Origin of the sequence: Tsuneonella flava (assembly GCF_002870965.1) — a bacterium.
GTDB lineage: Bacteria > Pseudomonadota > Alphaproteobacteria > Sphingomonadales > Sphingomonadaceae > Tsuneonella > Tsuneonella flava.
Window position 1 is genome coordinate 479133 of sequence record NZ_PHSO01000004.1, and the last position, 26013, is coordinate 505145.

25 protein-coding genes are annotated in these 26013 nt (G+C 61.4%); 7 read left to right on the forward strand and 18 right to left on the reverse strand.

Annotation, left to right across the window (positions count from 1 at the left end; all coding sequences use genetic code 11):
* Positions 1 to 65: 65 nt before the first annotated feature.
* The 7 genes from ribB to CV013_RS05945 form a co-directional block, all read right to left on the reverse strand.
* Positions 66 to 1367, reverse strand: coding sequence for a 3,4-dihydroxy-2-butanone-4-phosphate synthase (gene ribB / locus CV013_RS05915; RefSeq protein WP_102154318.1), 1302 nt, complete (start codon positions 1365 to 1367; stop codon positions 66 to 68).
* Positions 1368 to 1406: 39 nt separating this feature from the next.
* Complete coding sequence (locus CV013_RS05920) at positions 1407 to 2138, reverse strand: Nmad3 family putative nucleotide modification protein (protein ID WP_102154319.1); 732 nt, start codon at positions 2136 to 2138, stop codon at positions 1407 to 1409.
* A gap of 5 nt (positions 2139 to 2143) precedes the next feature.
* Positions 2144 to 2830, reverse strand: a complete 687-nt coding sequence (locus tag CV013_RS05925; RefSeq protein WP_102154320.1) for an NAD(P)H-binding protein — start codon at positions 2828 to 2830, stop codon at positions 2144 to 2146.
* On the reverse strand, positions 2823 to 3983 hold the full coding sequence (locus CV013_RS05930) for a deoxyguanosinetriphosphate triphosphohydrolase (RefSeq protein WP_102154321.1): 1161 nt from the start codon (positions 3981 to 3983) through the stop codon (positions 2823 to 2825). The genes CV013_RS05925 and CV013_RS05930 overlap by 8 nt, the downstream gene beginning before the upstream one ends.
* Positions 3984 to 4346: 363 nt before the next feature.
* Positions 4347 to 5042: an aspartate/glutamate racemase family protein gene (locus CV013_RS05935; protein WP_102154567.1), complete on the reverse strand. Its 696-nt coding sequence runs from the start codon at positions 5040 to 5042 to the stop codon at positions 4347 to 4349.
* A gap of 63 nt (positions 5043 to 5105) precedes the next feature.
* Positions 5106 to 6137 carry an SO2930 family diheme c-type cytochrome gene (locus CV013_RS05940; protein ID WP_102154322.1) on the reverse strand — a complete coding sequence of 344 codons (1032 nt, stop codon included), beginning with the start codon at positions 6135 to 6137 and terminating at the stop codon, positions 5106 to 5108.
* Entirely contained in the window at positions 6134 to 7342 is a 1209-nt protein-coding gene (locus CV013_RS05945; RefSeq protein WP_102154568.1) for a parallel beta-helix domain-containing protein, read from the reverse strand. Before CV013_RS05945 ends, CV013_RS05940 begins: the two co-directional genes overlap by 4 nt.
* A 133-nt stretch (positions 7343 to 7475) precedes the next feature.
* On the opposite strand from CV013_RS05945, the gene CV013_RS05950 reads away from it, so the two are divergent.
* Positions 7476 to 7847 (forward strand): hypothetical protein, encoded by a 372-nt coding sequence (locus CV013_RS05950; protein ID WP_102154323.1) that lies wholly within the window; start codon positions 7476 to 7478, stop codon positions 7845 to 7847.
* Positions 7848 to 7874: 27 nt separating this feature from the next.
* Here the strand turns inward: CV013_RS05950 and CV013_RS05955 are convergent, their stop codons facing one another.
* The 4 genes from CV013_RS05955 to CV013_RS05970 form a co-directional block, all read right to left on the reverse strand.
* Entirely contained in the window at positions 7875 to 9428 is a 1554-nt protein-coding gene (locus CV013_RS05955; RefSeq protein WP_102154324.1) for an NAD(P)(+) transhydrogenase (Re/Si-specific) subunit beta, read from the reverse strand.
* Positions 9428 to 9712 carry an NAD(P) transhydrogenase subunit alpha gene (locus CV013_RS05960; RefSeq protein WP_102154325.1) on the reverse strand — a complete coding sequence of 95 codons (285 nt, stop codon included), beginning with the start codon at positions 9710 to 9712 and terminating at the stop codon, positions 9428 to 9430. The genes CV013_RS05955 and CV013_RS05960 overlap by 1 nt, the downstream gene beginning before the upstream one ends.
* 246 nt (positions 9713 to 9958) lie before the next feature.
* The gene (locus tag CV013_RS05965) at positions 9959 to 11080 is read right to left on the reverse strand and encodes an NAD(P) transhydrogenase subunit alpha (RefSeq protein WP_190276517.1); all 1122 of its coding nucleotides are present in this window, start codon (positions 11078 to 11080) and stop codon (positions 9959 to 9961) included.
* 8 nt (positions 11081 to 11088) lie between these two features.
* Positions 11089 to 11214 carry an aa3-type cytochrome c oxidase subunit IV gene (locus tag CV013_RS05970; protein ID WP_102154570.1) on the reverse strand — a complete coding sequence of 42 codons (126 nt, stop codon included), beginning with the start codon at positions 11212 to 11214 and terminating at the stop codon, positions 11089 to 11091.
* Between the two features lie 154 nt (positions 11215 to 11368).
* Between CV013_RS05970 and CV013_RS05975 the strand changes: the two genes are divergently transcribed.
* The 4 genes from CV013_RS05975 (at position 11369) to CV013_RS05990 (ending at position 15602) form a co-directional block, all read left to right on the forward strand.
* Positions 11369 to 12790, forward strand: coding sequence for a sigma-54-dependent transcriptional regulator (locus tag CV013_RS05975; RefSeq protein ID WP_102154326.1), 1422 nt, complete (start codon positions 11369 to 11371; stop codon positions 12788 to 12790).
* Positions 12791 to 13118: 328 nt separating this feature from the next.
* Positions 13119 to 13904 carry an SDR family NAD(P)-dependent oxidoreductase gene (locus CV013_RS05980; protein ID WP_102154327.1) on the forward strand — a complete coding sequence of 262 codons (786 nt, stop codon included), beginning with the start codon at positions 13119 to 13121 and terminating at the stop codon, positions 13902 to 13904.
* 228 nt (positions 13905 to 14132) lie between these two features.
* The gene (locus CV013_RS05985; RefSeq protein ID WP_102154328.1) at positions 14133 to 14660 is read left to right on the forward strand and encodes a hemerythrin domain-containing protein; all 528 of its coding nucleotides are present in this window, start codon (positions 14133 to 14135) and stop codon (positions 14658 to 14660) included.
* A gap of 204 nt (positions 14661 to 14864) precedes the next feature.
* Complete coding sequence (locus CV013_RS05990) at positions 14865 to 15602, forward strand: carbonic anhydrase (RefSeq protein ID WP_102154329.1); 738 nt, start codon at positions 14865 to 14867, stop codon at positions 15600 to 15602.
* A gap of 43 nt (positions 15603 to 15645) precedes the next feature.
* Here the strand turns inward: CV013_RS05990 and folP are convergent, their stop codons facing one another.
* The 3 genes from folP to CV013_RS06005 all read right to left on the reverse strand — a co-directional run bounded on the left by folP (position 15646) and on the right by CV013_RS06005 (position 19376).
* Entirely contained in the window at positions 15646 to 16761 is a 1116-nt protein-coding gene (gene folP / locus CV013_RS05995) for a dihydropteroate synthase (RefSeq protein ID WP_102154330.1), read from the reverse strand.
* A gap of 663 nt (positions 16762 to 17424) precedes the next feature.
* Positions 17425 to 18561, reverse strand: a complete 1137-nt coding sequence (locus CV013_RS06000) for a site-specific DNA-methyltransferase (RefSeq protein ID WP_102154331.1) — start codon at positions 18559 to 18561, stop codon at positions 17425 to 17427.
* Positions 18562 to 18746: 185 nt separating this feature from the next.
* Complete coding sequence (locus CV013_RS06005) at positions 18747 to 19376, reverse strand: ribonuclease HII (RefSeq protein ID WP_102154332.1); 630 nt, start codon at positions 19374 to 19376, stop codon at positions 18747 to 18749.
* Between CV013_RS06005 and CV013_RS06010 the strand changes: the two genes are divergently transcribed.
* Positions 19369 to 20538 (forward strand): PQQ-dependent sugar dehydrogenase, encoded by a 1170-nt coding sequence (locus CV013_RS06010; protein WP_102154333.1) that lies wholly within the window; start codon positions 19369 to 19371, stop codon positions 20536 to 20538. The genes CV013_RS06005 and CV013_RS06010 overlap by 8 nt on opposite strands.
* A gap of 103 nt (positions 20539 to 20641) precedes the next feature.
* Here the strand turns inward: CV013_RS06010 and CV013_RS06015 are convergent, their stop codons facing one another.
* From CV013_RS06015 to CV013_RS06030, 4 genes are all read right to left on the reverse strand, one after another.
* The gene (locus CV013_RS06015) at positions 20642 to 21049 is read right to left on the reverse strand and encodes a nuclear transport factor 2 family protein (RefSeq protein WP_102154334.1); all 408 of its coding nucleotides are present in this window, start codon (positions 21047 to 21049) and stop codon (positions 20642 to 20644) included.
* 75 nt (positions 21050 to 21124) lie between these two features.
* A complete protein-coding gene (ndk, locus tag CV013_RS06020; RefSeq protein ID WP_102154335.1) occupies positions 21125 to 21547 on the reverse strand; it encodes a nucleoside-diphosphate kinase in 423 nt (140 codons plus the stop codon).
* Between the two features lie 85 nt (positions 21548 to 21632).
* Positions 21633 to 22070 carry a DNA polymerase III subunit chi gene (locus tag CV013_RS06025; protein WP_102154336.1) on the reverse strand — a complete coding sequence of 146 codons (438 nt, stop codon included), beginning with the start codon at positions 22068 to 22070 and terminating at the stop codon, positions 21633 to 21635.
* On the reverse strand, positions 22070 to 23524 hold the full coding sequence (locus CV013_RS06030; RefSeq protein ID WP_102154337.1) for a leucyl aminopeptidase: 1455 nt from the start codon (positions 23522 to 23524) through the stop codon (positions 22070 to 22072). The genes CV013_RS06025 and CV013_RS06030 overlap by 1 nt, the downstream gene beginning before the upstream one ends.
* Before the next feature lie 104 nt (positions 23525 to 23628).
* Here CV013_RS06030 and CV013_RS06035 point away from each other — a divergent pair, with 104 nt between their 5' ends.
* Entirely contained in the window at positions 23629 to 25929 is a 2301-nt protein-coding gene (locus CV013_RS06035) for an LPS-assembly protein LptD (RefSeq protein WP_102154338.1), read from the forward strand.
* Positions 25930 to 26013 lie beyond the last annotated feature (84 nt).

Here is a 26013-nt window from a genome sequence, read left to right on the forward strand (position 1 = left end):
TTGGCATCCAGGGTGACAAAGTAACAGACGAGCCTTGTTACCACCTCACCAGGACCAATCATCATTCAGTCGAATGCGCGTTGCCCTACTACGCTGAGGCCATACCCCTCCAGCGCGACCAGCGAATGTTCGGTATCGGTCAGTAAAACCATATCCTGCACGCCCAGTTCAGTCAGCACTTGTGCGCCGCCGCCATAATCGCGCTGTTCGCTAGCCGAAGCACTGGCAACCGGGCCCTTACCGTTGGCCATATCAATCGCACGGCTGAAATATTCGCGCGTCGGGCGGCTGATAAGAACGATTACGCCCACCCCTTCTTCACCGATAATCTGCATCGATTTTTCAACGATGTCGCTGCGGTTGTTCTGTTCGCCAAACAGATCGGGGAAAACCGACAGCGCATGCATCCGCACCAGTGTCGGCTTCGTCGGATCGACCGCGCCTTTCACCAATGCCAGCATCTCGTCGTTTGTCGCTTTATTGTAGAACGTGATCGCCTGCCATTCGCCGCCCCAGCGGCTGGTGAACTGGCGCTGGTTGCGGCGCACGATCACTTTGTCATGCTTGCGGCGATAGGCGATCAGGTCGCGGATCGTGCCGATCTTCATGTCGTGCCGCCGGGCAAAGCGGACCAGATCGTCCATTCGCGCCATCGTGCCATCGTCATTCATGACTTCGCAAATCACACCCGAAGGGTTGAGCCCGGCAAGACGCGAGATATCAACCGCCGCTTCGGTGTGTCCCGCGCGCACGAGCACCCCGCCATCGCGGGCGACCAGCGGGAAAACATGGCCGGGCGTCACGATATCGTCGCGCCCCTTGTTGCCATCGATCGCGACCGAGACAGTGCGCGCGCGGTCACCTGCACTGATCCCCGTGCTGACCCCTTCGCGTGCCTCGATCGAGGTAGTGAAGGCGGTTTCGTGGCGGGTGCGGTTGTTCTGACTCATCAGATCGAGGCCAAGCTGCTCCACCCGCTCACGGGTGAGCGAAAGGCAAATCAGCCCGCGCCCGTGCGTCGCCATGAAATTGATCGCATCGGGTGTCGCCATCTGCGCGGGAATAATCAGATCGCCTTCGTTCTCGCGATCTTCATCGTCCACCAGCACGATCATCCGTCCGTTACGCGCTTCGTCGATAATCTCTTCCGCACTCGCCATCACTGGGCGCTCATCGTTCTCGGCAATAAAATCGTCGAGCTTTGCCAGCGTCTCGGCCGTGGGGTTCCAGCTATCCTCAGTGCAATCACGCAGCGAGTTGGCATGAAGCCCGGCGGCGCGGGCGAGCGCAGTGCGGCTCATGCGGTTTTCGGAAACGATCGCGCGCACACGGGCGATGGTCGGATTGCTGGCTGTCTGAGTCGTCATGCAGGCCGTATATGCACATTATAATGTGACGACAACACTTCAATGTGATTCAATTGCCGCAACGATGGATTCCAGCCATTTGCGCGGCGCTGCCCGATTTCCAGCGTCTGCCACAAATTCCTGCCCTCTCGCAACCGTTTGCAGTCGATTTTCGGGCAACCAGCGATCGGCGCGATCATGATAACTCAACTCGCCTTTGCGTAACCATTCGGGACGCCGCCAGATGCTGGGCGGCCCCTCCGGCACAGTCAACCGCAACTCAGGAGACGCTGCGGCGGCACCCTTGCCGGGCCCACGATAGATCGTGTCGTTCCGCGCGTGCAGACCAATGGCATGTGGGTGATCGAGAGCAGTCAGCTCCTGCCGGACAGCCGCGGCACAATCGGTCAGGTCAATAATCTCCGCCACATGCAAATAGCCAAAAATGCGATGATGCGGCGGTTCACCGGCTGCTTGGAACAAGCCGAAGAAAACGAACCAGTCGCCCACCTCGACCCCGCGATTGGCCAGATGTGTCTGCGCCGCGCCGCATTGGCCCAGCAGGCATTCGCCCTGATCGGTAAACATGGGATCGTGATGACACAGATCATCAGCCTTGTGCCGCCTTCGACTGGCATGCTCCACATAATCGCCCAGCCCCAGATCGGCCCACGAAGTGCGCGAATATCTGCTGCTGGGAATAGGCAAGCTGACCGGACGGCCATCGACAATCGGTGAAGGCCCACCCCCGGATGCGCTATCGAACCCTTTGCGGCTGAAGACAATCCGCATCGTTATCAGGCAACGGGCAGGCCTGCCGCAGCCCGCTGGATCGCATCGGGATCGTGCACAAACTTACCCTTCGCCTTCCGCATGGCCAGGGCCAGCGCCGCCTGCGCCACGTCCTCTGCCCGAACGGAGCGATAGGCGCGGTATTTACCCTGCATCAGCAGGTCCGTGATCGGCGCAGCGATAATGCCTATCCGTTCGCCCAGACGACGGTCGCCATCGCGTTCCCCACGCAGCAAACCAGGGCGCAGGATATCAAGCCGGTCGAACCCGATCTGGCGCAACGCGCCTTCCACTTCCCCCTTAACCTTCAGATAGAAATTGCGGCTCAGGCTGTTGGCCCCGGCAGAGCTGACCGCGACAAAGCTCCGCACCCCATGCACCTTAGCCGCCCGCGCCGTATCCAGCACAAGCCGTTCGTCCACCGCGCGAAATGCATCTTCGTCTTTGCCTGCCTGCGCCCATGTCGTGCCAAGGGCAGAGATCATCGCAGCGGGCCGGATCGCACCAATCAGATTGCCCCATTGCGCGGGATCGGCGATATGCATCTCCATCCGCGCCCCGGCTGGCAGCGGCATCTCGCGACGGGCAATCGCAAACAGGCAGATGTCAGTGCGGCCGACGCATTGTTCGATCACAGTGCGCCCGATCAGCCCGGTGGCACCGACCAGCGCGATCCGCAGCGGTTCAGACATTCTGCAATCCGGCCGGCACTTTGCCATATATCCGCGCACACTGATCCATCGCGTACCGATCAGTCATCCCGGCAATGAAATCGGCCAGCATGCGGCTGTGCTCCGGCTCCTGCGAAGGCAGTTTCGCGCGCCATTCGGGCGGCAACTGGCCGGGATCCTGATCGTATGCCGCGAACAACCGCGCCACCACCTCACGCGCATTCTCTGCCGCAGAAATCTGCTCAGGGTGGTAATACAGCTTGTCGTACATGAACCGCTTCAACCCCCGCTCCGCCAGCGCCATCGCGGGGGAGAAACCCGCCAGCGCCGATGGGTGCGCCCGGACTTCCGCCACGCTGGCAATATCGGCAACCTGCGCGCGGGTATGTTCGATCACATCGTTGACCATCGCCCCGATCTGGCTGCGGATCAGTTCGCGCAATTGCAGCTCGCGGCTGACAGATGGGAAGCGCCGCTCTACCGCGCGGAATTGATCCGCCAGCAGATCGATCTGCATCAGATCGTCCAGATCGAGGAAACCGGCGCGCAGGCCATCGTCGATATCGTGGTTGTCGTATGCAATGTCGTCCGCAACCGCGGCGACTTGCGCTTCAAGGCTGGGCCATGTGCCCAGATCGAGGGGAAACGCCGCATCCAGCTCTGCCAGCGCCCAGCCCGGCGATGCAACCGGGCCATTATGCTTCGCCAGCCCTTCGAGCAAATCCCATGTCAGATTGATGCCGGGATGCCCGATATAAGGGCTTTCCAGCCGCATCAGAGTGCGTAGCCCGTGGGCGTTATGATCGAACCCCCCGCGCTCGACCATCGCCTGTTCCAGCGCGGTTTCGCCTGCATGACCGAACGGCGGATGGCCGATATCGTGCGCGAGGCACAGTGCCTCTGTCAGATCTTCGTCCAGCCCCAGCGCACGGGCGATCACGCGGCCGATCTGCGCCACTTCCAGACTGTGGGTTAGCCGGGTGCGATAGTGATCGCCATCAGGCGCAATGAACACCTGCGTTTTCGAGCGCAGGCGGCGGAATGCGATGGAATGAATGATCCGATCGCGATCCCGCTGGAACTCGCTACGCGGTCCGCGCGCGCCCTTCCGGTCTTCGGCAAATTCGCGACCGCGCGTGGCGGCAGGATCGGCAGCATATCGAGCGCGGTTCATAGAAGTATGGGCGATAGTCGCAGCGACCGTCAGCGACAACCGGAACAGTCGTGGAACATTGTCCCGACGCATACACGCGGCGCGCAAAAAGGGCTGCACACCGCGAACGATGTGCAGCCCCCTTCGAGGTTGCCCGCTCTGGTGCGACCCGCCGGGTATCCTCGAAACCGTTCGGGGTTGGCGATGATAACGTCGTGACGACAGTCTGGGTGCACGCTAGCCGTTCCACAGACCAAACCGCTCCGATCTCCATCGGACTTTCTAAGATTTCAGATCGAGGTAATGACAGCTCGCGCCCAATTGAGAAGCATCAAATGATAAAATTTGGGCAATTTTTGTCCAAATTTTTCCTCGCAATAGAAATCACACCTCAAGCAGCCACTGTATTGCGGCATCGCAATGCGCGCGGGTGGAATCGAATATCGGCAGAACATTGGCATCGACATCGATCACCAGCTCCAGCTCGGTACAGGCAAGCACAATTGCCTTCGCCCCATCCTGTTCCTTGCGGGTGATGAGAGTCTTGAACATCCTCTCCGCCTCCCGTGTGGCCTTGCCGCGCATCAGATCGTCGTAAATCACGCGGTCGATCTGATCGATGGCATCGCTATCTGGCGGCATCAAATCGACACCGTGCGCGACGAGGCGTTGCCGGTAAAAGCTCTCGGTCATGACGTTGCGCGTACCGAACAGCGCCGCATCGGTTGCCCCGGCCTCCTGCATTTCCCGGCCCACGCAATCGGCAATATGGATGATGGGGATCGATACCGATGCCGCCACCCTGTCATAGACCTTGTGCATCGAATTGGCGCAAATCATCAGTGCTCCGGCCCCGGCCTGTTCGAGCCGCTGCGCGCTCTCGCTCAACACCTGCGCGGCTCGGTCCCATTCGGCATCTTCGCGTAAGCCGTAGAGATGGGAGAAATCGAGGCTTTCGATCAGCAGGGGGGCACTCGCATGCCCTCCTTCGCTGGCGCGTTGCACACCGCGGTTGATCCGTTCGTAATATGTCCGGGTCGATACCCAGCTCATCCCGCCAATCAGGCCCAGCTTACGCACGTGCGCCTCCATATATTGTAATTAGTATTTGAATTTACGATCGTTGGCCGCAGGCTCCCGGCCTTAGTGGTCTGCGCGCGCCGCGTCCATTTGCGGCAACGCAGCAATCCACCGCTCCACCGCTTCCAGCCCGTCATGATCCACCGTCGCCTTGCCCAGTTCGGGCATCGCAACCCCCGCTTCGGAGCTGGCCATACGATAGGTAAGGATCGACTGGTCCGGCTTGCCCGGCACAACATCGTACAACAGGTTGCCCGCCCCACGACCGGCAGCGACGGGATGCTTCATGATCCCGATGGCATGCGGATCGGATTGCTCCCACCGCAGATCGAGGCCCGAATTCGATGCGGTCGCGCCGGGGCGATGGCAATGGGCACAATTGGCCTCGAGATAGCCGCGCGCCGCCGCCGCTACAGAAACAGTGGCGCGATCTTCCCACATGGGAATTCTGTTTGCGACGGCAGGCACTTTGTCGATCATCCCGGCATCGGCAAAGCGATCAAGCCAATCGGCCGAAAGATTGCGCGCTTTCGGCCCAATGGGGATTACCTCTCCGTTCAACCCGTGGCATTCCTTGCACTGGTTCTTGTTGGGCACCCGATAATCGATCGCCTCACCCGCAGGTGTCGTGACGGGCATCCGCGCACCGGCAACTGCCAGTTTCGCTTCGGTCTGTTCGTCGTTCCAGACATAGGGCAACGCCAGCCAGCCATCGGCGCGGTGCAGCAACACACGGGTTTCGATCAGGCGCCGCTTGCCATCTTTCTGAAAAGCGAAAGTCTTGATCAACGCTGCGCCCACCGGCAGGTCGATCAATCCCTCCCCATCGGCCTTCGCCTGTGTGCCCTGAGGTACATAGACGAACCGCAGCTTCTCCGCTCCATCTGACCATAGCGGAGTATTCAGCCGATATGGCGTCACCCGCGCTGTCGGTATCTGCGCGGCGGCATCGGTAAAGAACCCATATTCGGACAAAGTGCGCGGCAGACCCGCTTCAGCAATTACCGCATCGTTCACTGCCCCGCGATCAGGTGCAGCGGCCAGAGCGGCAGCCGCCGTTGCCAGCGCAGCGCCGAATACGAACGAACGGATCATGAAACCAGCCGGGCTTCCAGTTCTTTGGGAGCGCCAATTCCTTCCATATTCCACGGTTGGCCATAAGCAGGCACGCTGAGTGGCCCTGGCCTGGCCTCCGCCATCGATTGTCCCTGCTTGCTAAGGTTGAGCGACCACCCAGGCATTTCCGGGCTGGCCAGAACGGCAGGGGTATCGTCATCCTGCTGTAAACCGTCCCACATCAGCGTCGGCAGCGCACCGCCGAATGCCTGCACTACGGGGGCAATACCCGGCAGATCGGGGGCCTGCCCATTATCGTATGCTTGATTGTCGGCCACCACCACCTCGCGTGGATAGGGGTTGTACCGCTTGTCCTCGAACGGCTTGATATAGCTGACCACCATCACCGCGGCGGTGGGGTTATCGACAATAGTATTGTTGTCCACCCACACCTGTTCGTTGGCCATCACCATGATGCCTGTGCCGCGCGGCACCCCGGCGACAATATTTCCTTTGGGAGCGAAATTGGGCGTGGTATTCGTGCTGACGAGGTTTTCCCGCACCAGCACGTTACCGCCCCCCATCACCGGCAGATTGGGCAGGTCGAACACCAGAATGCCGCCGGTATTGCCGGTGACCATATTGCGTTCGACAATCGCGTCTCGGCTGTTTTCGATTTCGATCCCGGCGACATTCTGCCGCGCGATGGAGTTCCGCACGGTAATCTTGCGCGACTGGCCGACATAGATCCCCGCATCCGATGCGCCCGACACTTCGCATTCGGCGATCAGCACTCCGGTGCTTTCCACGGGATAGATGCCGTATGCCCCATTGGTTGGCTTTGGCCCGCTGGTCCAGGTCACGCGGACGCGCTGATAGACGATGTTGTCGGCACCCTTCGATTTGATCCCATCGCCTTGCGGATTTTCAACCGCGAAATCGCGCAGAGTGACTTTGTCCGATGTCACCAGCAACCCCTCGCCTGCGCCCTTCTGGCCAGTGAAGTCGAGGACGGTGGCATTCATCCCTGCACCGCGCACAGTCACGTTATCGACATCGAGGCTTAGCCCGTCGTCGAGCACGAAACGTCCCGCGCCCAGCACGACCTCGTCCCCCGGCTCGCTCAGGATCAATGCTTCTTGCAATCGCTGCCCGGCACCGTCGCCTGCGGCGATTTCGTGAGTGGCCGCATACGCGGGGCTCGCGGCGCACAGCGCCAGCGCAGTCATACAGGTCATCCTCATGGGTCCGATGCTGATACTGACAGACATGTAAGTCAATCGCTCATCCGGAAATTATTCCTATGATTATCTACTTGCGCGACTCATCGGGCAGGCGCAGTCCTCTGATGTCCTACCTGGAGTGGAGCATTGTGAGATGATGCGTGCAAAGCTTGTTGGCGCCTCGCTGGCGCTGGTCCTGATCGCTGCCCCGGCAATGGCCGAAGACTGGGATTTCGTGCTGACCAACGACACCGGCAAAACGGTGACACAGGTCGAACTGTCTCCCGCAGGCACAGCCAAATGGGCTGCTCAACGGACCGACGAAGGCGTGTCGAGCGAAGTGAAGAACGGCAATGACTGGACCGTCCATTTCGACAAATCCAAAGACACCTGCGATTATGACGTGCGCCTGACGTTTGCCGACAAGAGCACCGTCGTGTGGACCGGGCTGAACGTGTGCGACAATGCCTTTGCCGAATTCAGCTATCGCAATGGCAACCCGGTGATCGTGGTCGACGACGATTGATCGGCACAGATCGCAAGGCGCCCGCGATCAGTCGAGCGCCTTGACGATTTCCTCGACCATCTTCTTGGCATCGCTCAGCAACATCGTCGTCTGGTTCATATAGAACACATCGTTATCGACCCCGGCATAGCCCACGCCGCCCATGCTGCGTTTGATGAAGAACACCTGCTTCGCCTTGTCCACATCGAACACCGGCATTCCGTAAATCGGGGATGATTTGTCGGTCTTGGCCGCGGGGTTCACCACGTCATTCGCACCGATGATGAAGGCGACATCGGCAGTCGCGAATTCGCTGTTGATGTCTTCCAGCTCGAACACTTCGTCGTATGGCACGTTTGCCTCTGCCAGCAGCACGTTCATATGCCCCGGCATACGCCCTGCAACCGGGTGGATGGCGTATTTCACCTCAACACCCTTCTCTTTCAGCACATCGCCCATCTCGCGCAAGGCGTGCTGCGCCTGTGCCACGGCCATGCCATAGCCGGGGATGATGATGACCTTTTCCGCCTGTTCCAGCATGAAGGCGGCATCGTCGGCACTGCCCTGCTTATACGGACGCTGCTCGCCACCGGCAGCGCTGCCGCCGGAGCTGTCTTCCGCGCCGAAGCCGCCTGCGATAACGCTGATGAAACTGCGGTTCATCGCCCGGCACATGATATAGCTGAGAATCGCACCGGACGATCCGACCAATGCACCTGTGACGATCATCGCGGTGTTGTGCAACGTGAAGCCCATCGCCGCCGCCGCCCAGCCGGAATAGCTGTTCAGCATCGACACCACGACGGGCATATCCGCGCCGCCGATAGGGATAATCAGCAGGAAGCCGATGGCAAAGGCCAGGCCGAGCACGACCCAGAAAATCCACCCCTCGCCCGCCCCGGCAAAAGGCTGCATGGTATAGAGCGCAGTCAGCACAATAATCGCCAGCAGGGTGCCGAGGTTGATGACATGCCGCGCGGGCAGCATGATCGGCGCGCCGCTCATATTCCCGTTCAGCTTGGCAAAGGCGATCACCGATCCGCTGAACGTGATCGCCCCAATGGCCGCGCCCAACACCATCTCCACCCGACTGACGGCCAGAATACTGCCTGTCGCGTCGAGAATGCCGAACGATCCGGGATTAAGGAATGCCGCCGCTGCCACCAGCACAGCGGCAAGGCCGACAAGGCTGTGAAACGCCGCGACAAGTTGCGGCATCGCCGTCATCGCAATCCGCCGTGCGATCACGAACCCGACTGCGCCACCGATGGCAATGGCAATCGCGATTTCCCAGATATTGGCGACCGAATGGGTGACCAGCGTCGTCACCACTGCGATCAACATACCCGCCATGCCGAACCGGTTGCCCCGGCGGCTAGTGGCCGGGCTGGATAGCCCGCGCAATGCAAGGATAAAGAACACCCCGGCGACGAGATAAGCCAGCGCCACCCACGGGTTGACCGATTGCCCCTCGGCCCCGGCGGCATAGGCCGGTGTTGAAACAGACAGAGCCAGCGCAGCGCCTACAGTCGCTGTGATCCGGGACTTGATCCGATTACCGAACTCAGAGCGATGGCCTGTTGCGGAGAATAGCGAATCCATCACTTCTTCTCCTTCTTCTTGTACATCGCCAGCATCCGCTCGGTCACAGCGAAGCCGCCGAATATATTGACGCTGGCCAGTACAACCGCCGCCAGACCCAGCCACTTGGCCCCTGGCACCTCCGCTGCCGCCGATGCGATCAGCGCACCGACTATGATGACGCTCGAAATCGCATTGGTCACCGCCATCAATGGCGTGTGCAGCGCAGGCGTGACCGACCAGACGACGTAGTACCCCACGAAGCAGGCCAGCACGAAAATCGACAGAATGGATATGAAGTCCATTAACGGATGGCTCCTGCTGATCCTCCCCCACCGGGGGAGGTGGCAGCCGCCTCAGCGGCTGACGGATGGGGATTATCGACCCAATAGCGCACTATCGAATCTGCAATGACCGACGCATCACGTGAGACCGCCTTTGCGGTTTGGAGGGATTGCAGAGTGCAGTTCTTCACTTCGCCTCCTCCGTCAGCGCGACGCGCTGCCACCTCCCCCGATGATGGAGGAATACCGCACTTTCAGACGCCTCCCTCAACCCTGCAACCTCTCGCTGACAACCGCCCCGCCTTTGGTCAGGCGCACGGCATCGCCGATCTCGTCGTCCAGAGTGACAGTGCCCGCGTCCTTGTCCCAGAAGGCGGAGAGGAAGTTGAACAGATTGCGCGCGAACAGCGCAGAGGCATCTGCCGCCAGCATCGCGGGCGTGTTGGCATAACCGATGATCTTCACGCCATGCTTTTCCACCACCTCGTCCGCAACGGAGCCTTCGACATTGCCGCCTTGTGCAACGGCCAGATCGAAGATCACGCTGCCAGGTTTCATGCTGGCAACCTGCGCGTCGGAAATCAGGCGCGGCGCGGCGCGGCCGGGGATCAGCGCGGTGGTGATGACGATATCCTGTTTGGCGATATGGCCCGATACCAGTTCGGCCTGCGCCTTCTGGTATTCTTCGCTCATTTCGGTGGCATAGCCGCCGCTGCCTTCGCCTTCGATTCCGGCCACGCTTTCGACGAAAATCGGCTTAGCACCCAGCGACTGTATCTGTTCCTTCGTCGCGCTACGCACGTCGGTTGCGGAAACCTGCGCGCCCAGCCGTTTGGCCGTGGCAATCGCCTGCAACCCGGCGACACCGACACCCATCACGAACACCCGCGCGGCCTGAACCGTGCCGGCGGCGGTCATCATCATCGGAAACGCACGGCCATATGTATCGGCGGCAGCGATCACCGCCTTGTATCCGGCAAGGTTGGACTGGCTGGAAAGCACGTCCATGCTCTGCGCGCGGGTAATGCGAGGCATGAACTCCATGCTCAACGCTTCCAGCCCGGCGCTGGCATAGGCATCGACACGCGCACGGTTGCCGAACGGGTCGAACGTAGCGGCGACCATTGCGCCGGGTTTCACCCTGGCAAGGGCACCCGGATCGGGCGCCTGCACACCAAGGACGATATCTGCACCCTTCAGCACCTGCTCCGCCGGGCCAAGCTCGGCCCCGGCATCAGAATAGGCAGCATCGGTGATGGAGGCAGTTTGCCCGGCGCCCTGTTCAACCGCGACGACAGCACCCAATCCCATGAACTTCTTCACGGTTTCAGGTGTGACCGCGACGCGGGTTTCACCCGGCGCAGTCTCCTTGAGGACAGCTATCCGCAAGGCGGCGATCAGCTTGCGATCGCTAGAACGACCAGCGCGACGATGACGATCAACACCGGAACAGTAACCTTCAACAGACCGATGAAGCTGTCGTAAGTCCCCTCGTGTTCCTTCATTTCGTTTGCAGATGTCATTTTGATCCGAACCCCTGTTATAGGCAAACTCTCTTTCCCGCTTCCTATCGGACGCGTGCCGCTGGCTCAAGCCCCGTCGCATCAGCCTTAATCTCGCCTTTACTTGCTTGGGGTAAAGCGGGCATTCGTACCAGAACGGGACAGTCGGGGAACTATGTCACACGGCGCAGAACGCCTTTTGATGCTGATTGACGATGAACCGGCGCAGAGCCGGTTGATCAGCGCGCTCGCCGCCCGTGAGGGCTGGCGCACGATCGTCGTGACCGATTCGGAAAGCGCCATCGCAACCCTTGGCACGCGCCAGGGGATGCAGCTTTCCGCGATCATCCTCGACCAATGGGTGCCGGGCGACAATGCCTGCAGCCTGATCGAAGAGCTTAAGGCCCGCCGCCCCGGACTGCCGGTATTGATGCTGACCACCAGTTCCAGCCCATTGCTGGCGGTGGAGGCGATGCGCGCAGGTGCCACCGATTACCTCATTAAACCGGTCGCGCCCGACCGTCTGATGCAGGCCCTCCGCAGTGCGACCCGGCAGGAAGCTCCGCGCGACGAACTGCAACCGCTGACCGAGAAGATGGGCACCGTGCTCGACTTCGACGCGATGGTCGGCACCGCGCCGATGTTCCGTGCCGCTCTCGCCAAAGCTGCCAAGGCCGCGCGTGGCCACGGCAACGTGCTGATCGAAGGGGAGAACGGCACCGGCAAGGAGATGCTGCTGCGCGCGATGCACGCGGCCAGCCCGCGTTCGAAGGCTCCGTTCCGGCTCATCAACGCGCGTGGCATTCCAGCCCATTCCATCGAATCGGTGCTGTTCGGCCATGAGAAAGGCGCATTTCCCGGTGCGTTCGAACGGCAGATGGGCGCATTGCAGTTCTGCGATGGCGGCACACTGGTGATCGACGAAGTCGACCGGCTCGACATGGCAATGCAGGCCAAGCTGGCCGAAACGCTGGCCACCGGGGTGGTTCGTCCCGTTGGTGCCAAGCACGGTTTCCGCATCGATGTGCGGGTGCTGAGCGCAAGCAACCTGCCGCTGATCGATGCGAAGAACGCGGGTTATTTCCACCCCGCCCTGCTCGAACAGCTTGGCGCGACGCGCATTGCGCTGCCCGCCTTGCGTGACCGGGCGGGCGATATCCCCGCCCTCTCGCGCTATTTCCTGACGCGGATCGGTGAACAACCGGGCCTTCGTACGCTGACGATAACCGACAGCGCACTGTCGCTGCTATCGGCATACGACTGGCCGGGCAACGTGCGCCAATTGCAACAGGTGCTGTTCCGCGCTGCCGTGTTCTGTGACGGCGATGCGCTGACCGCCGCCAGCTTCCCGCAACTGACCGAGATTCTGGGCAGCGAGTTCGACGATCAGCGAGACCCGCGACAGGAAGGCGTGGGCGTGATGCTCTACACCGACGATGGTAACCTGCGCCCGCTGGAAGAGATCGAGGCCGATGTGATCCGGCTGGCCATTGGCCACTATCGCGGGCGAATGACCGAAGTGGCCCGGCGGCTGGGGATCGGACGTTCGACGCTCTACCGCAAGTTAGGCGATCTGGGGATCGACAACGCTGCATAGTGGCGGTCCGGTTGCACTGTCGGTTCACGGAGACATGGACCGCTCCTTCAAGTTTTGAAAGTGTGACTTTCGGCCTCCAAAATCGCAACTCCGCGCAGCAAGTACCTGTGTTCACGACCATTTCCGTGGTCCAAACGTGGAACGCGGCATCGTCACGATGTGGCTTTCACTTTTTGCCGGATTGCGCTGCCGGATCGCACTGTTTCAAAACCTCCATTCCCCCTGCGATTGCGCCGCGCGAAACGCAGCGCCGACCGGCAAAGTGCCACGGTGCATATCGTGTAGGAAAACCGTTTCGCCGCCCGCTCTGCTCCGCTAGATTGCGAGGATGACAGACACGAACCATCCGGGTGCCGCCAACCCCCTCGACTTTTCCGGCAAGACCGCGCTCGTCACCGGGGCAGGATCGGGCATCGGCGCGGCCACCGCCCGATGGCTGGCCGATCATGGCATTGCGAAGCTGCATCTGGTCGATGTCGATCCGGCAGGATTGGAGGCGCTCGCCCTGCACTGCGAAGTCGAACATCATGTGCACGACGTGTCCGATCCACAGTTCTGGGGCGGGTTCGAGCGCAGCGTAGGCAAACTCGATCACGCGCTGGTCAACGCCGGAATCGGCAGTGCAGGCCCGATCGCGGAGCAGAGTTTCGAGGAATGGCGCCGCGTGATGGCAATCAACCTCGATGGCGCGTTCCTGACGCTGGCCGCCGTGCTGCGCCTGATGCGCGCCAATGGCGGCGGCAGCGCGGTCGTCACCAGTTCGATAACGGCAATTAAGCCGGTGGCCGGGATTGGCGCTTATGGCGTGGCCAAGGCCGGTGTGGCGCACATGGCGCGGATCGCCGCAGCAGAAAACGCCCGGCACAATATCCGCGTGAACGCCATCGCGCCCGGTGGGGTCGATACCAATATCTGGAACAGCGGAGAGGCTTTTCAACAAGCGGTGGCCACGCACGGGCGCGATGCTGCGATTGCTGCGATGGGCGCGGATACCCCGCGTGGCCGTTTCGCCACGCCCGACGAACTGGCCTGCGACATCGGCTATCTGCTGTCCGACATGGCGGCCAATGTTACCGGCACCGTTCTGGTGAGCGACGGGGGCTATTCGCTGTAGCTATATGAAAGGATGATCATCTCCGGGGGCGCCGAGCCGGAATAGCGCAAGCGGGAACACCGTATCACCCGACCATCCTCTTCCCTCGTCATTGCGAGGAGCCGCAGGCGACGTGGCAACCCATAGCCCGCCCCGGCAGCATCATCCACAAGCGCCGGATCGGGCATTCGGAACCACAGCACTGGAATTCCGTTCATTCGGCAAGCACCGAATAACGAAGGGGATTTTATGGATATCGTCGATTGCATTCTTGCCGACCACGACCGCCAGCGTCGCATGTTCGCCGCGTTGGACGAAGCGCGCGGCGATGAGAACAGCGATAAGGATACGCTGGACAAGATATTTAATCGCCTTCGCAACTTCCTCGAAGCCCATGCGGAGGCAGAAGAGCTCTATTTCTACCCACGGCTGCTGCAACTGGGCGACGGCGCGCTCGATTCCGACAGTGCGGAAGAAACCACCGACGATGCGATCGACGATCACAACAAGATCGCCGAAGCCGCCGAAGCCGCGAAGAAGGAGAAGGTCGGTTCGGACGCATGGTGGAAATGCGTCGATAAGACCAACCTTCAGAACTCCAAGCATATGAGCGAGGAAGAGCGTCAGGGCCTGACCGATTTCCGTCGCAGAGTGCCATTGAAGGAACGCGTGCAGCTCGGCCTCAAATACCTCGCCTTCGAATCGCACCATTCGGGCGAATACGAACGCGAAGAGAAAGACCCGGAAGAATACATCGAGGAAAACGAGGCCGCCTGATCAAATACACAGTTCAGAGAGGGAGGATACGCCTCCCTCTTATTGGCAGTTTGCGAGAAACTTCAAAACGACATCGCTATATTAATATATTTTTTATCGATTTAACCCGCTAATTGATTTGCGATAAGGTGGCGTCGTTGAAAAACGGCACCCGAACAATGGCCACAACCGGCCTCAGGATTCGGGAAGTACTCAATCGTGAAAATGCCTCTGCCCGCCGTCATTGCGGCCATCCTTACCTTTGGCTGCGCCAGTTCTGCCTCTGCCGAGACAAGCGGCGAACGGGACTGGCATTATCGCGATGGTGAAACAGCGGAAAACTGGTCTGCCGCCAATCCCCGTTATGCAATGTGCGATCGGGGCACGATGCAATCGCCCATCGACCTGAGCGCAGTCGCCACGCGCGGTACAGCGCGCTTCGCCGCCGCTTATGGCCCCGCCATTGCGAAGCTGACGGTCGGACCCGGCAAGGTGAAGGTCGCCGCCGACGAAGGCATGGGCCTGATCCACGGGGGACGCCTGTTCCCACTCAGGCAAGTTCATTTCCACACTCCGGCCGAGCACAAAACCCACGGCAAACTCTATCCGCTCGCCGCGCATTTCGTCCATGCGACCGACGATGGCGAGTTGACTGTTCTGGGCGTGACGTTCGAAGCGGGCGCGGCAAATCCCGCTCTGCAGACAATACTCGACGCGGCGACTAACGGGGCAGACAATGTCGAACTCGATTTCGCACAACTGGCGCCGCGCGATCCGGCGGTCTATCGCTACATGGGCTCGCTCACCACCCCTCCGTGCAGCGAAGGGGTGAACTGGTTCGTTGCTGACACCGTGATGACCGCCAGCCAGGAACAGATTGCCGCGATGACCGATCGACTGGGCACCAGCAACCGATCGCTGCAACCACTCAACGGCCGTCTGGTTCTCGCGCCGGAGAATTGACGCTGGCGGTATTCGGTTCTGATCCGACGACTAGCGCAGCCAATCAATCCCCCGGCAGGGCGGAGAAATCGGTCAGCGCGGCATCGCGCAGACCGCGCCACACATTGCGCGCCTGCACCGTTTCGAACACGTCGTGCACCCGCACGATCTGCACCCCGGCATCCATCCCCTTGACCGCGAGCGCCACGCTGCCGCCTTGCCGCTGTTGAGCAGCAACCTCGTTGCTGAGCGCGCCGATCATCCTCTTGCGGCTGACGCCCAGCATGATCGGCTGCCTCAGCGCATGGAACAGAGGCAGTGCATTGATAAGAATTAGGTTTTCCGCCAGCGACTTACCAAATCCAATGCCGGGATCGAGCACGATGTTCGCCCGCGCCACGCCGGCGGCCAGTGCCGCATCGCGCCGTTCGCGCAGCCAGTCGAACACATCGAACGCCACTGCGGCATAGTCGCCATCGGCATGGAGGTCTTCGCCCTCCCCCGGCGCATGCATCAGCACCACCGGGCAACCGCGCGCGGCGACCAGCTCCATGCTGCGCGGATCGTGGCGCAGAGCGGACACGTCGTTGATCATATGCGCCCCGCTGTCGAGCGCGGCCTCCATCACCGCGGCACGGCGGGTATCGACACTGATCGCCGCGCCCATCTGCGCGCAGTATTCGACCGCGGGGCGGACACGCTCAAGCTCGTCCCCCTCCCACACGGCAGGCGCGCCGGGGCGCGTGGATTCGCCGCCGATATCGACCATCGCCGCACCGGCTTCCAGCATCTGCGCCGCGTGGGCCGCGCCGTCTTCGGGCCGGTCGAGGAACTTGCCCCCGTCGGAGAAGCTGTCGGGCGTAACGTTGAGGATGCCCGCCACTTGCGGCTGATCGAGCCGGATCGTGCGCCCGCCCATCTGCAACGGCGGATGCGCCATCCGCAGATTGCTCCACTGCTCCTCCGCCTCTGCGCCCAGATCGGCCGGAAGCGCGGCGAAGGTATCGGCGGCCTCTGCCGGGCTGAACCGCAGGCGCTGGGTCACTTGCCCGCCCTGACGGACGATCGCGGCAAAGCGATGGGCATAGGCCAGCCCTCCGGCCAGCCGCACGGCATCGCCCTCCTCACTCTGCGGGCTATCGCAAAGGCCGATGGGCTGGAGGTAGATCTGCTGGCTCATCGCGCGCGCACCTTCATGTAACAGGGTGACATGGACCGCATGTTACACAGTCCTGAAGAGAAAAAACCCACCACCACCAATTGCCGCTTGCGATGGGGATGAAAAGGGCGATTGCGGTGCATTCCCCCGATCTATGGCTAGTGGGGGATGTAGGAAAGATGGAGAGAGGGCGGGAGGCATCGTCTATCACCCACGCGCGGCGCCTGCGCTGATCTGGCCGCCCCACACCGTCGCCCGGACTTGATCCGGATCCCGCTATTCTTCCAGCGCAGGCGGGGGGAAGCTGGACCCCGGCTCGATGGCCGGGGTGACGGCATAATGGAAGCGGCTGATTGGCGGGCTACCATGACCCACCGCCCCACCTCGTCATACCGAGGAGCGAAAGGCGACGTGGCGACCCATGAACCGAACCTCGCCTCCCATAACAACCAATGCGAGGGCGGAACCATCACATCTTGGATTGCTTCACTGCATTCGTAATGACGAGGGGAGACGTGTGACTGCCCCACCCCGTCGCCCCGGACCTGATCCGGGGCCCCGCTGTTCTTCCAGCGCAGTGCAGGTGGAAGCTGGACCCCGGCTCGATGGCCGGGGTGACGGGTGTGTTAATCGGATGGAGCGAAAAAGGCGAGCGGGGTGACGGAACAGTCCGCCCCCTCAGCCTCAGTCTTCCACGCTCAGCAGGTAAAGCTGCCTTGCCGCATCGATCGGTTTTACTTCGCCGCTCTGTTCCATGTGCCAGAAAGTCCAGCCGTTGCAGCTTGGCGCGCCTTGCAGGTCTTTGCCGAGGCCGTGGATCGAGCCGACCTGCTTTTCAAATGCCAGCGAGCCATCGGCGCGCACCGTGGCGGTCCAGCGGCGTTTCTTGTCGAACACCGCCGTTCCGGGCGGGATCAGCCCGGCTTCCACCAATGCGCCGAACGCAACCTTGGGCGCGGACTTGCGGCTCTGCATCGTCGCCAGCGCGCTTTCGTCCAGCGGCAGTTCCTTGGCGATGCGTTCGCGGGCAACGCCGCGATAGAAACTCTCGCGCTCGCAGCCGATCCATTGGCGGCCCAGCCGCTTGGCCACAGCACCGGTGGTGCCGGTGCCGAAGAACGGATCGAGCACGACATCGCCCTTCTCCGTAGTGGACAGCAGCACGCGGTAGAGCAGCGATTCCGGTTTCTGCGTCGGGTGCGCCTTGTGCCCGTCGTGCTTCAGCCGTTCGTTGCCGCTGCAAATCGGCAGCACCCAGTCGCTCCGCATCTGCAGCTCGTCGTTGAGCGTCTTCATGGCGCGATAATTGAAGTGGTACTTCGCCTTTTCGCCCATGCTGGCCCACAGCAGGGTTTCGTGCGCGTTAGTGAACCGGGTGCCTTTGAAATTGGGCATCGGGTTGGTCTTGCGCCAGACGATGTCGTTGAGAATCCAGAACCCCAGATCCTGCAGGATCGCGCCGACGCGGTAGATGTTGTGATAACTGCCGATCACCCACAGCGCGCCATCGGGTTTCAGCACGCGCTTCGCTTCGGTCAGCCAGGCGCGGGTGAAATCGTCATAAGTCTTGAAACTGTCGAACCGGTCCCAGTCGTCGGTCACGGCATCGACCTGGCTGCCATCGGGCCGGTTCAGATCGCCGCCGAGCTGGAGATTGTACGGCGGATCGGCAAATACCAGATCGACGCTGGCGGTCGGCAGACGCCGCATCGCCTCCACGCAATCGCCGGCCAGTATCTGGCCCACCGGCAATTCACGCACATCGTTTTCAATTTCCGCAACGCGCCGCGCGCGGACTTTCGTGGTCTCGATGACCCCCATCGTAATCATTCCCCCGTCAGAGTTATCCACAGGGTGAGTCCTTCGGGACTCCGCGTCAAGCGAAAGGTTTGCGAACCATCGAATCGGTTGGAATCAGTTGAGGCGGAACATAAGGTGCCCGCCACAAGATATTGAGTCACAGTGGAATCTGCAGACTCGACATAGTGGGGTGTGGCGGCGAAGACTCAAATCAGCGTCATTTGTGCGACCGGGGCGAAACTGCGGCGATGCAGTGGACACGGACCGTGTTCGCGCAGCGCCGCGATGTGATCTTTGGTGCCGTATCCCTTGTTCCGTTCCCAGCCATATTGCGGGTATTGCCGGGCGGCATCCAGCATAAGGCGGTCGCGCCATTCCTTCGCGATAATGCTGGCCGCGCCAATGGCGGGCTCCAGCCCGTCGCCCCCGACAATCGCGCGTGCGGGCCAGCGCCATTCGGCCTGCCGCCCCACCGGGGTCTTGTTGCCATCGATCAGCACTTCGCCCGGATCGCGGCCCAGCGCCTCTGCCAGTCGCGAAGTGGCCAGCGTCATCGCCAGCATCGTCGCAGCGAAGATATTGATCCGGTCGATCTCTTCCGGGGAGACGATGCCCACCCCCCACGCGCAACTTTCGCGCACCACCGGATCGAGCCGCGCGCGGGCCTTCGCGCTCAGTTTCTTGGAATCGCCGATCCCTTGGGGACATGGCTCGCACAGGACGACAGCGGCTGCTACCACTGGCCCGGCCAGGGGTCCGCGCCCGGCCTCGTCCACCCCGGCGACCAGAGATGCGGACCCGAAATCGGGATGGGGAGTTCCTGACAGTATGACCATGACCAAATTCCTTGCCGCTTTCCTATTCACTGCCGCTCTGCCGCTCGCAAGTTGCAACGCGCAGACCGTGGGGGACAGCGCCACCAATGACGCCAGCGATAGTGCCGAACGCCCGTTTGCAGTGACCGAACATGGCAGTTTCGACGAACCGTGGGCCGCGGCATTCGCCCCCGGCACCAGCGTTCTGTTCGTGACGGAGAAACCGGGGACGATGAAATTCATCGATGTCGCCTCCGGCAAGCAAGGCACAGTCAGCGGTCTGCCCAAAGTCGATTATGGCGGTCAGGGCGGCCTGGGCGATGTCGCCTTTTTACCCGGTGAATCCGCCGCCACCGTCGGCCAGCGAACGATCTATCTGACGTGGGCTGAAGCAGGCCCCGGCGATACCCGCGGCGCGGCGCTGGGCAAGGGAACGCTGACCTGCGACAAACCGGAAAGCTGCCGTATTGACGGGCTGAAGGTGATCTGGCGGCAGGAACCCAAAGTCACCGGGCGCGGCCATTATTCGCACCGCATCGCGATAGCCCCCGATGGCCAGACGATGTTCGTCGCCAGCGGCGAACGGCAGAAAGGCGAACCGGCGCAAGACCTGCAGAGCGATCTGGGCAAGATCGTCCACCTCAACCTCGACGGGACACCGGCGGCGGGCAATCCGCTGGCGGAAAACAACGTCGCCCGGCCAGAGATATGGTCTCTGGGCCATCGCAATATCCTTGGTCTGCAATTCGATGCCAGCGGACAGTTGTGGGATCTGGAACACGGCCCGGCAGGCGGCGACGAGCTGAACCGGGTGGTCGCAGGCAAGAACTATGGCTGGCCCGTGGTGTCGAACGGCGATCATTACAACGGCACACCGATCCCGCGCCACGACACCCGCCCCGACTTCGCTGCCCCGGCAATAAGCTGGAACCCGGTGATCGCGCCGGGCGATTTCATCTTCTATTCCGGCGAGCTGTTCCCGCAATGGAAAGGGGCCGCCGTGATCGCGGCGATGAAGCCTGCCGGGCTGGTAGTCGTACAGACCGAAGGCGACACCGCGAAGGAAGTCGCCCGCTACCCCTTCGACAAGCGTATCCGCGAGGTCGTGCAGGGACCGGACGGCGCGATCTGGCTGCTGGAGGACAAGGCAGGCGGCCGCCTGCTGGAATTGCGCCCGCGATAGGTGGCGGTGATCGGGCCAGACTGCTCACCGGGATGGCTATGCGGTTTGGGCTGAGATGGGAGCCATTTGGACGCCTCAACGGTGCCAATAATGGATCCCGATCCTAGTGCTCCAGCACCCGGCGAAGCGGGCGGGCATTACCTTCGCGATAGGAGTGTATCTTGCAAAGCTGATCGCCGTGAAACGTCACTTTCCAAAGCCCTTCCACGCATTCGGCGGGATCGTCGGATACGATCCGTCCGCGGCAGAGGACATCACTACCCTTGGGCGTGACGGAATCGAACACGATTTTCATATCCGGCACGATTTCAAATATCCGCCGCAGCGCTTCCAGATAGCGTTCGCGCGGGCCGATCGGATAATTGGCTGTGTCGCGATAGGTCATCGTCGGCGTGAGCATACGTTCCATCGCAGCGAAGTCGCGTGCGTTGAGCGCGTCGACAAACGCACGCGTCAGCGCGACTTTCGAGGGCTTTCGCTCGAAAAACGGGAGAAGGCGCAAGCGGCGCATTCCCCCGTTCTAACCCCCTTTCAGGGGAATTGATATTGTCACAGGTTAAACCGGATCGAACCGGCCTGCAAAAAATCAGCCGACGATTTCAGACTCGTCGAAGAAGAATGCGATTTCGATTTTCGCGTTCTCGTCGCTGTCCGAACCGTGGACCGAATTCGCTTCGATGCTTTCGGCAAACGCCTTGCGAATCGTGCCTTCGGCGGCGTCGGCAGGATTGGTTGCGCCCATCACGTCGCGATTGCGCTTTACGGCATCTTCGCCTTCCAGCACCTGTACCACGACCGGGCCGCTGATCATGAAATCGACCAGTTCACCGAAGAAAGGGCGTTCCTTGTGAACGGCATAGAAGCCTTCTGCCTGTTCCTTGGTCATCTGAATGCGCTTGGACGCGACGACGCGCAGGCCGGCTTCCTCGAGCATTTTGGTGACCGCGCCGGTCAGGTTGCGGCGGGTGGCGTCGGGCTTGATAATCGAAAAGGTACGGGTAACCGCCATTGTCTGGGTTCCTTGCGAACATTTTTGGAGTGGAAGTGGGGTTGTTGCGCGCGCCCCTAGCGCCGGGTTGCACGCGGCGCAAGTGTCACGCTTTCTTCGCCCATTTCCCGTTTTCCTGCGCGTAATAGCTGCGTGTCACATCGTCGCGACCGTCAAACTGGCGCCATGTCGCGCGCGCCGCCTGAATGCCCGCCTCGCCAAACAGCAGAAACACGCGCGCAAACCCCTCCGCCTCCGCCCGCCAGTCGCCATCGGCGATCACGCAATAGCGGGCATCGTTGGCGGCCGCGCAGTCGGCGGAGAGCAGGATCGGCTGGCGCGCGGCATGGGGGGCACTGGCTTCACCATTGGCAAGGAAAGCCTGCGGATCGCCTTCCCACATCGCCCGGCCCAGCCCCACCCGTTGTTCGGCATCGCTGTCGACCACCAGCAGCCGTTCGCCCGCCTGCCGGGTACGCGCGGCGATCAATGCCACAACGCGTTCGACAGGGTCGCGCGAAAGCTGCCAGAAATCGAGTTGCATCAGCTCTCTGCAGTGGCTTTCACAAACCGGTCGAGCAAGCGCACGCCGAAGCCTGTTGCGCCCTTGTCCCAGCTATGACCAGGTTTGTCGGACCAGACCATGCCCGCAATGTCGAGATGCGCCCAAGGGGTGTCGTTTTCGATATAGCGTTGCAGGAACTGCGCGGCGGTGATCGAACCGGCGAACCGCGAGCCGATGTTCTTCATATCGGCAATCGGGCTGTCCAGCAGCTTGTCGTAAGCAGGTGCCAGCGGGAAGCGCCACAGCTTGTCGCCGGTCGCCTTACCCGCACCAAGGAGTTGCTCGGCCAGTTCGTCGGAGTTGGAGAAGCAGCCGCCATGTTCGGTGCCCAGCGCAATCATCATCGCACCAGTCAGCGTAGCGAGATCGACGATCTTCGAAGGTTTGAACTGCTTTTGCGTCCAGGTCAGCGCATCGGCCAGTACCAGCCGCCCTTCGGCATCGGTGTTGAGCACTTCCACCGTCTGGCCGGACATCGTCGTGACGACATCGCCCGGACGCTGAGCATTGCCATCGGGCATGTTTTCGACCAGCCCGATGACGCCTACCACGTTCACAGGCGCCTTGCGTGTGACCAGCGTCATCATTGCGCCAACCACTGCGGCCGATCCGCCCATGTCCCACTTCATATCTTCCATACCCGGCCCGGGCTTGAGCGAGATACCGCCGGTATCGAACGTCACCCCTTTGCCGACAAATGCGATTGGCGCATCGTCGGGGTTGCCGCCCATCCATTTGATGGCAAGCACCCGCGATTCGCGGATCGAGCCCTGCCCCACGCCAAGCAGTGCCCCCATGCCAAGATCCTTCATCGTCGCTTCGTCGAGCACGATCAGTTCCGCCCCGGTATCGGCAAAGCGTTCGGTGCAACGCGCAACATAGCTTTCCGGGTAGAGAATATTGGCGGGCTCGGTCACAAGTTCGCGCGCCAGCTCCACGCCCTTCGCCACCGCAGCGGCGTCTTCCCATGCTTCCTTAGCGCCATCGGCCGCGCCAACGACGACAACGGAATCGAGCGTCGCCTTCTGATCGTCTTTCAGCCTGGTGCGATAGATATCGTAGCGCCAGGAACGCAGGCGGAAACCCAGCAGCACCGAAGCCGCTTCTTCCGCTGTCAGGTCGGTCAGTTCGATCGCAATCGATTCAGCCCCCGAACGCAGATATTTGGCGGCCAGAGCGGCCCCTGCCTTCTCACAATTTGCAAGACGTTCGGCATCGTCGGCCTTGCCCGCACCGGCAAGCGCGACGCGCACGACGTGCCCCTTCCTGTCGGCGAACACTTCGAATATCTGCCCCGCACTCCCCTTGAACCGGGCGACCGATGCGCCCTGTGCGATCATCGGTTCAAGACTAGCAAGGTCATCACCCTGATCGATGATACGAGCGACGAGCCGTGCATCGTCAGGAAGCGAGGGGGCGAATTCGATCTGCATGAAAGCTCCGAAAAGTAATCGTTATTTGGGGCCAGCAGAGGGAAAGCCCGGCTGGCACGCTGATGGCGATTGCGATTAGGCCGCGACGATGCGATAGGCAAGGGATGCCCCCCATCCCGACAGCATTTGTGCAAGCTGCGGCGCCTCGCTTGCCCTACCGATTTGCCAGCGCATCCGCGCTCGTTATCGCTTTGTTTGCTGCACCGGCCAGCGCGCAGGACACGACCGGAGAAACAACCGAAGTCCTCGAATCGGCGGCGAAAACCACGCCTCCGCCCACCACTGCCCCGCTTACCGGTGCGGAGCGGGTGGTACAGTTCGAAGCGGGCGAAGTCGCTTACGATTCGAACGGTGAAAGCGCGACCGCCACCGGCAATGTCGTGCTCCGCAGCGAACAGCGATCGGTCCGCGCCGACACGGTTAAATGGAACCGTAAGACCGGGCTGATCGTCGCCAACGGCAATGTGCGTCTGGTCGATGAAAACGGCAACCAGCTTTACACCGACAAGCTGGAACTGACCGACACGTTCGAAGCCGGATCGATGGAAGATGTCCTGCTCGCGCTGCGCGAAGGGGGCCGTCTGGCGGCAGTTCACGGCGAACGAATGGCCGACGGTACGGTTGAGCTCGACAAGGCTGCATACACCGGATGCCCCGTCGAAAACGCCGATGGCTGCCCGAAAAAGCCCAGCTGGCGGATCACTTCGGAAAAAGTGCTCTATGATCCGAAGACCAGCGATGTCCGGTTCAAGGGGGCATACCTCGAACTGTTCGGCATGCGCCTGCTGCCGATGCCAGGCCTCAGCGTGCGTACCGACGGCAGTGCGGTATCCGGCTTCCTGATCCCCGAAATTCAGTTTTCGGAAAACAACGGGGTTCAGGTCAGTGGTAAATACTATGCCCGATTGGCCGATAACAAGGATCTGGAGGCAAAGGCAGACCTATTCACAGATGCACCGCCGATGATTTCCGGTAGCTGGCGGCATCTGACCGATATCGGCGCGTATCAGATAACCGGCTATCTCACGACCAGCCGCCGCAGCACCAACGCGACGACCGGTGACACAGAGCGCGACGTGCGCGGATATCTGTTCACCAATGGCCGTTTTCAGTTCGATCCGAACTGGAGCCTCGATTATTCAATTCGCAGAGCAAGCGACCGCACCTTCCTGCGTCGATACGATATCAGTTACGATGATCGCCTGCGTTCGCTCGTCAAGCTGGAGCGAACGGGCGCAACCAGTTTTTTCCAACTGGCTGGCTATGCCACCCAATCCCTGCGGCTGAATGCAGACCAGGGTCAGGTTCCCGTTGCGCTGCCGCTGATCGATTGGCGCAAGCGGATCGACGACCCCTTGCTGGGCGGCAAGATAGAGATTCGGGGTAACTCGCTGGCCCTGATGCGCGACGCCGGGCAGAACACGCAGCGCGCCTTTGCCGGTGCACGATGGGATTTGCGGCGTGTTACCGGCATGGGCCAACTCGTCACTCTGACCGGACTGGTGCGCGGCGACGTCTACCATTCAACGGACAATCAACTGACCGACACAGCGCTCTATCGTGGCAATCCGGGATGGGAAACACGTGGGGTGGCTCTGGCCGCACTTGACATTCAGTGGCCGTTTGCAGGCCGTGCATTCGGCGGCACACAAGTGATTACGCCACGGTTGCAATTCGTCGCCAGCCCACCCATCCGCAACCTCGCGGTGCCAAATGAAGACGCGCGCGCGGTCGATCTGGAAGATTCGAACCTGTTCGCGCTCAACCGTTTCCCCGGTTATGATCGCGTGGAAGACGGTGCGCGTATGACCTATGGCGTCGACTACGATCTTCAGTTCCCCGACTGGCGCATCCGCAGCACTGTGGGCCAGTCCTACCGCCTGTCCAATCAACGAACGATCGTGCCCGATGGGACGGGTTTGTCCGAACAGGTTTCGGACTTCGTTGGCCGGACTGAAGTGCGCTACAAGGATTTCGTCAAGCTGACCCACCGGTTCCGGCTGGACAAAGATGATCTCGCTGTACGTCGCAACGAACTGGATGCAACAGTAGGGTCGAGCAAGACCTATCTCGAGGTGGGCTATCTCCGGCTCAACCGCGATATTTCCAGCACGATAGAAGATTTACGTGATCGCGAGGAACTACGCGCGGCAACGCGTATCGCATTCGCCCGATACTGGTCGGTATTCGGTTCGGGTGTGTTCAACCTGACTGATCGGGAGGAAGACCCGACACTGACATCCAGCGGATTCGACCCGGTTCGCACCCGGCTGGGCGTGGCTTACGAAGACGAATGCCTCGAACTCGGGCTGACCTGGCGGCGAGACTATGTGGACACCGGCGATGCACGGCGCGGTAACACGTTCCAGCTCTATTTTGCTCTCAGAGGCCTCGGTTTCCGCTGATTCCCTTTTGCGAATACGGGGATTGGCCGTTCCGCAGGCGTTGGCAGCACGGGGCAAAACCGCTATCCGCGACACTCAGCTTGG

Excerpts from the sequence above, each read along its gene's own strand:
- CV013_RS05945 (WP_102154568.1), bottom strand. The coding sequence starts at position 7,342 with ATGAGGATGACCTGTATGACTGCGCTGGCGCTGTGCGCCGCGAGCCCC.
- CV013_RS05950 (WP_102154323.1), top strand. The coding sequence starts at position 7,476 with ATGATGCGTGCAAAGCTTGTTGGCGCCTCGCTGGCGCTGGTCCTGATC.
- ndk (WP_102154335.1), bottom strand. The coding sequence starts at position 21,547 with ATGGCGGTTACCCGTACCTTTTCGATTATCAAGCCCGACGCCACCCGC.
- CV013_RS06010 (WP_102154333.1), top strand. The coding sequence starts at position 19,369 with ATGACCATGACCAAATTCCTTGCCGCTTTCCTATTCACTGCCGCTCTG.
- CV013_RS05920 (WP_102154319.1), bottom strand. The coding sequence starts at position 2,138 with ATGCGGATTGTCTTCAGCCGCAAAGGGTTCGATAGCGCATCCGGGGGT.
- CV013_RS05925 (WP_102154320.1), bottom strand. The coding sequence starts at position 2,830 with ATGTCTGAACCGCTGCGGATCGCGCTGGTCGGTGCCACCGGGCTGATC.
- CV013_RS05975 (WP_102154326.1), top strand. The coding sequence starts at position 11,369 with ATGTCACACGGCGCAGAACGCCTTTTGATGCTGATTGACGATGAACCG.
- CV013_RS06005 (WP_102154332.1), bottom strand. The coding sequence starts at position 19,376 with ATGGTCATACTGTCAGGAACTCCCCATCCCGATTTCGGGTCCGCATCT.
- CV013_RS06030 (WP_102154337.1), bottom strand. The coding sequence starts at position 23,524 with ATGCAGATCGAATTCGCCCCCTCGCTTCCTGACGATGCACGGCTCGTC.
- CV013_RS06025 (WP_102154336.1), bottom strand. The coding sequence starts at position 22,070 with ATGCAACTCGATTTCTGGCAGCTTTCGCGCGACCCTGTCGAACGCGTT.
- CV013_RS05940 (WP_102154322.1), bottom strand. The coding sequence starts at position 6,137 with ATGATCCGTTCGTTCGTATTCGGCGCTGCGCTGGCAACGGCGGCTGCC.
- CV013_RS05960 (WP_102154325.1), bottom strand. The coding sequence starts at position 9,712 with ATGGACTTCATATCCATTCTGTCGATTTTCGTGCTGGCCTGCTTCGTG.
- folP (WP_102154330.1), bottom strand. The coding sequence starts at position 16,761 with ATGAGCCAGCAGATCTACCTCCAGCCCATCGGCCTTTGCGATAGCCCG.
- CV013_RS06015 (WP_102154334.1), bottom strand. The coding sequence starts at position 21,049 with ATGCGCCGCTTGCGCCTTCTCCCGTTTTTCGAGCGAAAGCCCTCGAAA.
- CV013_RS05970 (WP_102154570.1), bottom strand. The coding sequence starts at position 11,214 with ATGACATCTGCAAACGAAATGAAGGAACACGAGGGGACTTACGACAGC.
- CV013_RS05930 (WP_102154321.1), bottom strand. The coding sequence starts at position 3,983 with ATGAACCGCGCTCGATATGCTGCCGATCCTGCCGCCACGCGCGGTCGC.
- CV013_RS05980 (WP_102154327.1), top strand. The coding sequence starts at position 13,119 with ATGACAGACACGAACCATCCGGGTGCCGCCAACCCCCTCGACTTTTCC.
- CV013_RS05990 (WP_102154329.1), top strand. The coding sequence starts at position 14,865 with ATGCCTCTGCCCGCCGTCATTGCGGCCATCCTTACCTTTGGCTGCGCC.
- CV013_RS05955 (WP_102154324.1), bottom strand. The coding sequence starts at position 9,428 with ATGGATTCGCTATTCTCCGCAACAGGCCATCGCTCTGAGTTCGGTAAT.
- CV013_RS06035 (WP_102154338.1), top strand. The coding sequence starts at position 23,629 with ATGCCCCCCATCCCGACAGCATTTGTGCAAGCTGCGGCGCCTCGCTTG.
- ribB (WP_102154318.1), bottom strand. The coding sequence starts at position 1,367 with ATGACGACTCAGACAGCCAGCAATCCGACCATCGCCCGTGTGCGCGCG.
- CV013_RS06000 (WP_102154331.1), bottom strand. The coding sequence starts at position 18,561 with ATGGGGGTCATCGAGACCACGAAAGTCCGCGCGCGGCGCGTTGCGGAA.
- CV013_RS05985 (WP_102154328.1), top strand. The coding sequence starts at position 14,133 with ATGGATATCGTCGATTGCATTCTTGCCGACCACGACCGCCAGCGTCGC.